4 protein-coding genes and 6 pseudogenes are annotated in these 9,597 nt (G+C 65.0%); 2 read left to right on the top strand and 8 right to left on the bottom strand.

The annotated features are described in order from the left end of the window. Positions 1 to 117: 117 nt before the first annotated feature. Both ABZ070_RS32690 and ABZ070_RS32685 read right to left on the bottom strand, forming a co-directional pair. A pseudogene (locus ABZ070_RS32690) lies at positions 118 to 440 on the bottom strand (transposase); the annotation flags it as partial. 41 nt (positions 441 to 481) lie between these two features. Beyond that, a pseudogene (locus ABZ070_RS32685) lies at positions 482 to 898 on the bottom strand (transposase); the annotation flags it as partial. A 571-nt stretch (positions 899 to 1,469) separates the two neighbouring features. Here ABZ070_RS32685 and ABZ070_RS32680 point away from each other — a divergent pair. Next, on the top strand, positions 1,470 to 2,702 hold the full coding sequence (locus ABZ070_RS32680) for an IS110 family transposase (RefSeq protein ID WP_356639224.1): 1,233 nt from the start codon (positions 1,470 to 1,472) through the stop codon (positions 2,700 to 2,702). 95 nt (positions 2,703 to 2,797) lie between these two features. Here the strand turns inward: ABZ070_RS32680 and ABZ070_RS32675 are convergent. From ABZ070_RS32675 to ABZ070_RS32650, 6 genes and pseudogenes are all read right to left on the bottom strand, one after another. Beyond that, positions 2,798 to 2,957, bottom strand: a pseudogene (locus ABZ070_RS32675) (IS5/IS1182 family transposase); the annotation flags it as partial. 179 nt (positions 2,958 to 3,136) lie between these two features. Beyond that, positions 3,137 to 5,458 carry a spherulation-specific family 4 protein gene (locus ABZ070_RS32670; protein ID WP_356639220.1) on the bottom strand — a complete coding sequence of 774 codons (2,322 nt, stop codon included), beginning with the start codon at positions 5,456 to 5,458 and terminating at the stop codon, positions 3,137 to 3,139. A gap of 229 nt (positions 5,459 to 5,687) precedes the next feature. Further along, on the bottom strand, positions 5,688 to 6,260 hold the full coding sequence (locus tag ABZ070_RS32665) for a hypothetical protein (RefSeq protein ID WP_356639218.1): 573 nt from the start codon (positions 6,258 to 6,260) through the stop codon (positions 5,688 to 5,690). Positions 6,261 to 6,484: 224 nt separating this feature from the next. Continuing rightward, positions 6,485 to 6,643, bottom strand: a pseudogene (locus ABZ070_RS32660) (hypothetical protein); the annotation flags it as partial. Continuing rightward, positions 6,609 to 6,767 carry a transposase gene (locus ABZ070_RS32655; RefSeq protein WP_356639222.1) on the bottom strand — a complete coding sequence of 53 codons (159 nt, stop codon included), beginning with the start codon at positions 6,765 to 6,767 and terminating at the stop codon, positions 6,609 to 6,611. The pseudogene ABZ070_RS32660 and the gene ABZ070_RS32655, both read right to left, overlap by 35 nt. A gap of 103 nt (positions 6,768 to 6,870) precedes the next feature. Beyond that, positions 6,871 to 8,447 (bottom strand): annotated as a pseudogene (locus tag ABZ070_RS32650) (ISAzo13 family transposase); the annotation flags it as partial. 56 nt (positions 8,448 to 8,503) lie between these two features. On the opposite strand from ABZ070_RS32650, the pseudogene ABZ070_RS32645 reads away from it, so the two are divergent. Then, positions 8,504 to 9,316: pseudogene (locus tag ABZ070_RS32645) on the top strand (IS701 family transposase); the annotation flags it as partial. Positions 9,317 to 9,597 lie beyond the last annotated feature (281 nt).

The raw sequence follows: 9,597 nt of genomic DNA, 5'->3' as shown, positions 1-9,597 counted from the left end.
AGTCCCGTGACGCGACGCTCCGACATGATCAACCTGCGTGCTTCAACCCCCACCACACACAGACCAACGACCCAGGTCAGCCGCCGTCACCGCTACTGACGCACGAGGTCGTAAAGATCAAGTTAGTTGTGCTGAGTCGAGAATTTGCTTCAGAGTATGAGGCGAGACGTTCGAGGATTTCGTCCAGATGTAAGGCTGGGATCGGTGTTCCAGGCGGCGATCCAGGCGTGGACGTCCCTCTCCAGTGCTTGCACGGACCTGTGGGCGCCTTGCCGTGTCCGTTTGCTGGTGAGTTCGGCGAACCACCGCTCTACCAGGTTCAGCCAAGACGACCCGGTCGGGGTGAAGTGCACGTGGAAGCGCGGGTGGGCCCTCAGCCACTTCTTGATCGCGGGCGTCTTGCGGGTAGCGTAATTGTCCAGCACCAGATGGACGTCCAGGCCCGGGTCTGTCAAACGAGCGGTGTAACTGGGGTTGATGGTTACTGACGGGCCGCGGAGAGGCGGCCGTCGAAGGTGATGTCGAAGGCGTTCAGTGCGGTCTTCCAGCGCATGGTCCAGCGGGCCTGGCCCTTGCCGGTGGGGTCGAGGGACATGATCGCCATGTAGACGCATTTCAGGGCGGCTTGCTCGTTGGGGAAGTGGCCGCGGGCCTTGACCGCTCGGCGGATCCTGGCGTTGACCGATTCGATCGCGTTGGTGGTGCAGACGATGCGGCGGATTTCGGTGTCGAACCGCAGGAAGGGGGTGAACTCCTCCCAGGCGTTCTCCCACAGTTTCACGATCGCCGGATACTTCCGGCCCCAGACCTCGGCGAACTCGGCAAACCTGTCCAGGGATGCCTCTTCGGTCGGCGCGGTGTAGACGGGCTTCAGAAGCTTGGCGATCTTGTCCCAGTCCTAATCCCCGGGTAAGGACGGTCTGGCCGTTGTGAAGGGCAGGCGGGCTGTTCGAGAGTGCCGGGGTCGTCACATCTGGGTCCATCCAGGCTTTGACGCCTTCCCGTAGATCGGTGGGCGGTCCCAGTACTCGTGGTGGCGGTCGGGGTGGGTGTCGAGACGACGCCTTTCGTAAGCCGGGCATGCGATGCCTCTACGGAGATCGCGCGCGGCTCGGCATCTCCCCGGCTGCCACCTGCTGGTGTGACGCCCGCGGGCGCCGGACGGATGCCTGTCCCAGTCACGGCCCTGACGGCCTCCCGCCAGAGCGGCGACGCCCGGCACCTTCGGGCGTCAACACCAGCAACTTGATCACTCGTTGATGTCGGTGGTGCGAGCCCGCCGCACGGTGACCTCTTGACACGCCCGAGCCGATGAGCTCCCGCATAGACCGAGGCCCGCGGGGTGCGCTGGTGCCACGAACAGCTACTGAGGTGGCGGACCGACCCATGTGTCGAGTCCTGGGATTAGGTCGCTGCGTGGTTCCGGACGAGCTCGTGACCAGTACAAACACACAGCAGTACCGGGAGGGATCTTGATCTACTGCGGCATCGACTGGGCGGAGAAGACGCACGACGTCGCTCTCGTCGACGACAGCGGCCAGCTGCTGGCCAAGCGGCACATCACCGACGACGCGACCGGCTACAAGGTCCTGCTCGATCTACTCGCCGAGTACGGCGACACCGAGGAGGACCCGATCCCGGTCGCGATCGAGACCTCCTGCGGCCTGCTGGTCGCCGTGCTGCGGGCAGGGAAGCGGCAGGTGTTTGCGATCAACCCGATGGCCGCCGCCCGTTACCGCGACCGGCACTCCGTCTCCCGCAAGAAGTCCGACCCTGGCGACGCCCTCGTCCTGGCGAACATCCTGCGCACCGACATGCACGCCCACCGGCCGCTTCCCAACGACTCCGACCTGGCCCGGGCCGTCGCCGTCCTGGCCCGGGCCCAGCAGGACGCGACCTGGAACCGGCAGCAGATTTCCAACCAGCTCCGTTCCCTGCTACGGGAGTACTACCCGTCCGCACTGGCCGCCTTCGACCCGTGGCGCAATGGTCTATGCAGACGTGAGGCCCACGAGATCCTCAAGGCCGCCCCCACGCCGACCCGAGCCGCACGGCTGACACGCAACCAGCTCCAGGCCGCACTCAAGCGCGCCGGCCGTCAGCGGGGCATCGAAGCCGAAGCCGAACGGCTCCGCGATGTCTTCCGGGCCGACTGGGCCCATCAGCCGCCGATGGTCGAGGACGCTCTCGGCCAGCAGATGCTCGCCCTCCTGGTCCAGCTCGAAGCAGCCTGCATGGCCGCCGACCAGCTCGCCGAGGCGGTCGAGGAGGCGTTCCCTCAGCACCCGGACGCTGAGATCATCCTCAGCTTCCCTGGCCTCGGCGTCCAGCTCGGCGCCCGGGTGCTCGCCGAGATCGGAGACGACCGCAGCCGGTTCGCTGACGCCCGCGGCCTGAAGGCATACGCCGGCTCCTCGCCTATCACCCGCGCCTCCGGCAAGAAGTCGAGCATCACCCGTCGCTGGGTCAAGAATGACCGGCTCAATGCCGTCGGCTACCTCTGGGCCTTCTCCTCCATCACCGCCTCGACCGGAGCCAAGGCCCACTACCGGCGCCGACGCGACAAGCATGGCGATTGGCACGCCGCAGCCCAGCGCAACCTCTTCAACCGCATGCTCGGCCAGCTCTACCACTGCCTCAAGAACCGCACCCTGTTCAATGAACACACCGCCTACCCCATCGAACTGGCCACCGCAGCTTGACACGCTAAGCGCCTGAGGTGTCTGGCGGGCGGCATAGCGGAAGGAGTTTCGCAGCAGGTGAAGCCGTCAAGAAACAACCTGGTGGGTCTCCCTGCTGCAGGGGTTTCGTTCCTACGCAGGTACAGCAGTGCAGCCAGGGCGCGCTGGACGGGCGGCAGCTTGCAGCGGCGGTCACCCCCTCGGGGGACGATCAGCATCGTGACCCACTCCACCGAGCGCGTGCAGGACATCAAGGACGGCACAATGAGGAACCAACAGGGCCCCCGGATTGCGGTGTTGAGACTTCATGCATCTCGCTCAACAGTCCGAGGGCCCTGCTTGCTACGAGAGCCCACCACCGTCACCCGATCAGTGGACAACTTGGAAAGGCTCACCGACCCCCAGCGACAATTGACCCAACAAAACCAAGGTCAGTCGTTAGCTGGACACACCCGTCAGGGCTGAGGTCGGCCGGATGCGGCGGCCAGCTCACTGTTCCAGTAGGGCGGAATCGTTCCCCACGCTGATTGGATAGTGTCGCCGGACGATGGATCGACGGTTGTTGTGCCATTGGTGACGTAGACGTATCCGGCGTTCTGCTGCTTGCTGCGGGAAACAGCGGCAGCCATTGCGGTCTCGTTCGGCGCGTTGTGGATGAGATGCCAGAACTTCTCCGGGTGAGCGCTGTTCAGCTGCCATGCCTTGGGCGAGGTGCGTTGGTAGGTGTCGTAGCTGCCCTCGAACGTGATGATGGTGTCGGCAGCGTTCTCGTAGCACTGGTCGACCGGGAGGCCAGGGTTGATGATGGTGTAGGCGCCCGGGTGGCGCTTCTTGATGTGGTCGCGGAGCGCGGCGTACGAGGGGGCGTAGGCGCAGTACTGGGTCGCCTGGTCGAGGAAGATACCGTCGACACCGGACTCACCGTAGAGGCGGTACCAGCCGTCGATGTCATGCACGATCTGCTTGAACCAGGCTTCCGGCGAACTGCTGCCCTTGCCCGGCCCGTCGGTCCGCGTCTTGCGCGTCAAGCTTGGTGGAGCCCCGTTATAGGGCGGGGTGCCCAAGAACCCGGAGTCGACGTAGCCGATAACCCGCTTGCCAGAGTCATGCACCTTTTTGATGGTCTGTGCGTAAGTCGCGTTGAACGGGACTTCCGGCCCGGGCACGCCGCCGCTGATGACGACGATGCCGTTGGCCGAGGAGCTCTTAGCCAACTGACTGAACTTGGCGGCCCCATCAGCGGTCTTCGGAGACCAGTACGCAGGAATCGCGACCTGTTGATTGGTAGCGCTAGGTAGGGCCGTAACGTAGATTGGACCGTTGCGGCCTGAGACGTTGGTGCCGTCGGTGACTTCGAGTGAGTACCGATGCCGCGATCCCGGTGTCACGGTGTCCGTGAAGCTCATGGCGGGTCGGTTCCAGTAGCGAGAGTCCTGATTAAGAGAGGTCAGATACACGCCGTCCCGATAGATCTTGTAGGTCAGGGTGCCGTCGTCCCGGTCCCACGACGCCTTCCAGTTCAGCTTGATCTTGCCGCTGGAAGGACTCGATGCACTTAGCAGGGGCACCTGCGGTGTCCCAATGTCAGGACTGGCCGAGAACCGGGTCAGACCCTGCTGCCGTTTCCCGTTCACGGTGGTGAACTCGCCGCCCGCCCACAGCACGCCGCCTCCCATGGTCATCGTGCGCGGCCCGAGCTTCTCGCCGATCCCGTCATTGGTGTCCGGGAACCACGGCAGTATCGTCGTGGTTGGCGCCAGTGAACGGCTCCCGTCCGGCAGCGTCGAAATCGACTGCGCCAGGAAGTGTTGACGGCGGGCCGTCGGGCCTGGCCCCAGCCATCCGCCATGCCATCCGCCCGGAGTGCTCTGACAATCCCACGCATGCGAGCCGCTGTAGAGGACGTCCTTGTAGGGCAGTACGACCTGGGTGGCACCAATACAGTTGTCTGTCCAGTAGCGGAAGCCGTCGGACAGCCGGCCGGCTATCCGGCCGTCGAAGGCGCCCTCGGCGCCGACGAAGAAGTTAGTTCCGTCATTGGCTAGCGACTTGACCCGCGACTTGGGCAGGTACGGTGCGGTAACCGCAGGGGTAATATAGTCGGTGAAGGCATTTACCGTTTTGCCGGTGGTTGCGTTCAGGCCGGCCAGCGCGTTTACCCCGGTGTTGTTCACTCGCGTGAAATTACCGCCTATGATGACCTTGTTGAGCTTCGGGGCAACCGTGATGGCATAGACCTCCGTCGCGGAGTCGTAGTGCGACGCACCCCGGACCGTCGCCTGGAAGGGGAGCAGGGTACTGTCGGGTCGCAGTGCGGCGATGCGTTCGCGGGTCTGCGCTTGGACTGTGCCAAATAGGCCGCCTATGTACACCGTGTCCGCAGTCACGTCGATCGCCCGTATGATCGAGTTCACTTTGGGCTTCCAGTTGGCTCCGATTGTGCAGTCAGCTGTTTTGAGGGCGGCCGTGTTGGAGCGTCCGACAGGGCCGGCCTTGCTGAATGATCCCCCGATGTAGATCAGCGACCCGTCGGGCGAGGCCTTCATCGCCCGGATGGTGTTGCTGCCCCCGGTGAATTTCGGGGCGCATGCCAGTGGCTTCCCGGTCTTGGCATCAAAAGCCGCGAAGTTCTTACGAGCCAGCTCCTGGCTGCCTGGGGCTGCGCCGGGAGGCCGAATGTGATCGAAAGTGCCACCCACGTAGACGACGCCCTTGGCGTAGGCGAGAGACCACACGATGCCGTCGGTCTGCCAGGTACTCAGTGGATCGGCGGTCATAGTGGGTACGTCTGCTGCCTGGGCCGTCCCGGCGGCGCATACCGTCGAGGCGGTGCCCAGTACCGCAACCGCAACCGCAAGAGTAACGTTTCTGCATAATTTTCTTCGGCGCACAGGAACCTCTAGCTAGAGCAACAGGAGGGAGGGTGGACGCGGAGGACGGGAGCCCCGGGAGGTGGTTAGCGCGTCCAGCCGCCTGAACTGAGCCTGCACATCTCCATAGAACTCTCTACTCCCAGCAGTAAACGGCAGCACCCCGAACGAGGTACCGAACACCACAATGCGTGGATGCTACCCAATAGCGCACCGGAAGCCCAGTACTCAAATGTCCGGATAGTGAACGCTCCAGGCACACTGGCGGGTTCTGTTCTGTGCCACTTGGACTGGGTGACAGGAACGCGAACGCGGCAATGGCCAGGCATTGTGGCGGACCGCCGGCGCTGTTGGGGTGTTGGCCGGGAGTGGCAAGTTGCCAGGAGCCTTCGGATCTCTGCCACGGTGAGGGGCGCAAGGTGGGCGGAGTCGTTTCGTCGGCCCCCTTTTCGACCGCCGCGGCGGCCATCGCGGCGAAGAAAGCGTGGGCGAGCATGGCGAGGGTGATGTGCCGGTACCAGCCGACGTAGCGGCGGGCCTCGTACTCATCCAGCCCGCACTCGTTCTTCGCGGCTTGGAAGCACTCCTCAATCGCCCACCGGGACCCGGCGATGCGAACCAGCTCGGTGACGGTCGTGCGGACAGGTGCGTAGGCCAGGTAGTAGGCGATCTCGTCCGGCCTTTTGATGCTGCGGCGGCCAGCACCCACCGACGATGGGTGGATGTATCCCCTTCGAAGAAGTCGATGACCGGCAACTGGGCCGAGGCCCAGTCATAGACACGCGGGCCCGTCCCGGCCGACAACCGCTGCCAGGCGTCGTTGGGTGCCTCACTGATGAGCGGGTCGATGCGCCAGGCCCAGGCCAGCGACTTGACCTGCTGCGACTTCGGCACCGCCAGTACGTAACCGACACACGCTTCCTCCAGCATCCGGCGAATGCCCCACTCCTGGCCATAGGCGGAATCAGCAGTCACCCAGGCGATGGGGAGATCGGAGGCGAGCACCCGCAGGACCAGGCACCGGGCGAGTTCGCCCTGGGGCGCGAACGTTCTGTCCTCAGGGAATCTTGGCCGCGCGGCAGCGGTCCGGATCGCTCGTCCAGGAATTGGGCAGATGCAACTCCCGGTCCACCAACGCCCGTCCCGCGGTCGAGGAGTATGCGGCGAACACGCCGATCTGGCAGTTCTCCGTCCGTCCGGGGGCCTGCGTCTGAATAACTGTCAGAGTTGATCTGCGCAGGTGTCGCCGTGTGACGGTAGGCGGGCTCGGAGTTGGGACAGTGTGGGCGGGGGTACCGGGTAGCGGTGTGACCGCGATGCGGTGCAGGTCCAGGAGGCGGTGGCCGTCTTGGAACTGGTTGGACAGGTTGGTGCGGGTGACGTTCAGGAGCTGGGCCAGAAGTGTGCTGGTGACGGCTCGGCGGCGGCGTAACAGGGCAGTCAGTAGGCGGTGGTAGTGGTCGAGGCTGCTGATCTGTGGGTGGAGGTAGCTGCGTGGGCGGTGGAAGCGTCGTTGGAATGCTGCCTCGGCCAGGGCGTCCCAGTACGGTTCCGAGACGGCGACCAGGCGGTCGAACGCGGAGCGTGACATCCCGGTCAGGGCCGGGTCGCTGAGCATTGCCGTCAGGGCGGGATCGATCCGCTGTCGGCTCGGTGCCGGCTCGCGGGGAGCCGGGGTGCGACCGGTGCCAGGGTGTAGTTCCAGCCGCCGTGGAAGAACGTGGGGTGTGATCGGCAGGGCATGGAACTCGGCGGGTGGCACTTCGGTGCCCAGGTCGTATCGGCCTGTGTCGAGCTCGGCGCCGATTCTGAGCCCGGCGCGGGTGGTCGTGGCGGCGATCGTCTCGATGACGGTCTCGTAGCTGGTCAGGGGCCTGTCACGCCAGTTCGCGGTGATGTGGCAGAACATCCGGTGTTCGATCTTGTTCCACTTCGATGTTCCGGGTGGGAAGTGGCAAACCGTGATCTCGAGCCCGCTTTCCAAAGCGAAGGCGGCGAGGTGCTTCTTCCATGTCCAGCGGCGGGGGTCGTTGGAACCACCGCAGTCGGCGGTGATCAGCAGCCGGGCGGCGTCCGGGTGGTCGTCCCGTCCACGTTGCTGCCACCAGCGGCGGATGGATTCCACCGCGAACTCGCCCGTGTCGTGGTCGGTCCCGACGTTGACCCAGCCGGTGTTGCGAGCGATGTCGTAGATCCCGTATGGGATGACCACGGGCTGGTCACTGGTGATGAACGTGTGGCAGTCGACACGGATGGGGTTCTTGCCCGGCCGCCAGGTCCGTCCGGGTCGATCGCGGCTACCAAGCCACTCCTTGGCCTTGGTGTCCACGCTGATCACCGGCTGGTCGCCCTCGAGGAAGGCAGCGGCAGTGGCGTTGATGTGCGTGAACTGGGCATCACGGTCCGGATGACTGGCGCCTTCCGTGGTCTTGGCGGTGCCCTGCAGGCTGTATCCCAGGGAGTGCAGCAGGCGTCCGACGGTCGCCGCGCTGACCGGGTGGTCTTGCATGGTCAGCGCAGAGGCCAGCGAACGGAGTGAGAGTGTGGTCCAGCGCAACGGCGAGACCGGATCACCCCGGGTGTGCGGCTCGATCAGAGCTTCAAGCGCGGGCAGCAGACCGGGGTCGGTGACTGTCAGCGGCTTGCGGCCGGCTCCTGGAGCCCGGATCCGCCCGGTCGGCAAAGGGTGCCCGGACAACTCGGCGATGCCGCGTGCGACGGTGGCCGCACTGGCGCCAGAAGCGGCCGCCACCAACGTGATCCCGCCGTGGCCAAGCGCGGCAGCTTCGCTGGCCAGATAAATCCGCCGGCGTCGCTCATCGAGATGAGGAAGGAATTGGTCGAACTTCGCCCTCAGAGCCAAAACCGAAGCCTGAGCAGCCGCACACGCAGTCACACCTCAGTGTCCCGCCAACACCCGTACATCGAGCAGTAATTGAAATACAGGCCCCGGGACGCACGGAGAATTGCCAGATCGGCGTGTTCCTCGCCTATGCCACCGGCAGCGGCCGCACGTTGATCGACCGCAGGCTCTATCTGCCCACGTCGTGGACCGATGACCGCGAGCGGTGCCGCCGGGCCGGCATCGACGACACGACCGGATTCGAAACCAAGGTCGCCATGGCGAAAGCGATGGTCCGACGCGCGATCGCGGAGAGCATCCCATTCCGTTGGGTGACCGCGGATGCCGCCTACGGCTACAGCAAGGGCTGGCGGCACGAACTCGAGCAGGCCGACATCTTTCACGTCATGGCCACTACCCGGCACGACACCGTCGTCACCCGCTGGGCCATCGACCATCCCGTCCACGATCTGTTCCACGATCTACCTCGGCAGAAGTGGAAACGCCGCTCCTGCGGCAACGGTGCCCACGGACCACGCGTCTTTGACTGGGCCCGCGTCGAAGTCCGGCCCTGGCACCGGCCCGACCGACAGCACTGGGTCATCGCCCGCCGCAGCGTCCGCCGGCCCGAGGAGATCTCCTACTACATCGCCTACTGCCCCACCGGAACCACACTCGACCAGCTGATCCACATTGCCGGCAGCCGCTGGGCGATCGAGGAATGCTTCCAGACCGCCAAGCAGGAATGCGGTCTGGACGACTACCAGGTCCGCCGCTACGACGGCTGGCGCCGGCACATCACCCTGGCCATGGCCACCCACGCCTGCCTCACCGTCCTGCGGGCCCGCGAGCTGGACACCGGGAAAGCAGAAACGGATCCTCCCAACTCGTACCCCTCACCCTGCCCGAACTCCGACGGCTGATCAGTCGGCTCACCCGTCCCCGCTCGAGCATCGACCACGTCCTGCACTGGTCCAACTGGCGCCGCCGCAGACAACACCAAGCCCGCACCAGCCACTACAAACGACGCGGCCACACACCACCAGAAACTGCCCAACCGTCACGGCAAAGACCGTTGCAGTACTAACGACGGATCTCCGGCGCAGGACACTAGTAGGGCTTGGTCAGGTGTATTCGCGAACGGCGTGTCTTTGTGTTGGCAGGCGCGTTGATGGTGTGTGACACCTGGGGAGATGGGCCAGGT

Origin of the sequence: Streptomyces sp. NPDC006283 (assembly GCF_040613325.1) — a bacterium.
In the GTDB taxonomy this organism is placed as follows: Bacteria; Actinomycetota; Actinomycetes; order Streptomycetales; family Streptomycetaceae; genus Streptomyces.
Note: the sequence above shows the minus strand (reverse complement) of the source record. Positions and strands in the feature narration are given on the sequence as shown.

Bases quoted from the DNA above. Each gene is read 5' to 3' on its own strand.
- ABZ070_RS32670 (WP_356639220.1), bottom strand. From the start codon at position 5,458: ATGACCGCCGATCCACTGAGTACCTGGCAGACCGACGGCATCGTGTGG.